We start from the raw sequence: 748 nt of genomic DNA, 5'->3' as shown, positions 1-748 counted from the left end.
ATTCAACATCTCTATCATAAATCTACTACTTTTTTTAAAGTAAAAAACTTTATTTATTGAAAGATGCACAAATTTACTTTGTTTTTTATTAATATCCACAACAATGGGGCAAAATTTAACTTTTTCCTCCTCTAATTCTTCTAAAAATTGAATATTCACAATATAACTTTCACCAGAATCACTAAAGACTACATTGGTTAAAGCTACATCACAAAAGTTTTTCTCATTTTCTGGGATTTGAAAATAATCTTCAATAGTATAGTTAAAATATGATTGAGTAGCTATTCCATCAAGCATATACAACAAAGATTTAAATACAAACATTCTCGTTTGCTCTCGATCATAATCTCCTTGATAATGCCCTGCTTCAAATAACACAGTTGGTATATTGAGTGTCTGACAATAATCACCTATGCAATTAATATTAAAACTATCATCAAATCTACCTACCTGACCAGGAAGATCTCTTTCTAATTTATCTTTGACAGCAGCAATCAACTTCATAGCTACTTCCCTATATGAATTAATATCGCGCTCAAAATTATATGCTGGTGACAAGAAAGAAATAGTAGCTGGTAGATTACTTGAACCCACTCCAAAAATAGTTCTTTGATCATGTAGATTAAATGCAAAATTAGGTTTGAAATCCTCTATACTTTTTCGAAGAATTCTACTTTCTGGTTCTTTCAAATCTATTGAATCTCGATTCAAATCTATTCCATTAGCATTTACTCTTGTATAAAATTCA

At 29.3% G+C, this 748-nt stretch carries 1 protein-coding gene; it reads right to left on the bottom strand.

Annotation, left to right across the window (positions count from 1 at the left end; translation table 11 throughout):
- The coding region (locus GOQ24_RS15235; protein WP_160340076.1) for a peptidase M14 at positions 1-748 on the bottom strand (748 nt) is incomplete at both ends.

The sequence above is a fragment of the Myroides sp. LoEW2-1 genome, from assembly GCF_009767705.1.
GTDB lineage: Bacteria > Bacteroidota > Bacteroidia > Flavobacteriales > Flavobacteriaceae > Flavobacterium > Flavobacterium album_A.
This window is presented reverse-complemented; position numbering and strand designations above follow the sequence as displayed.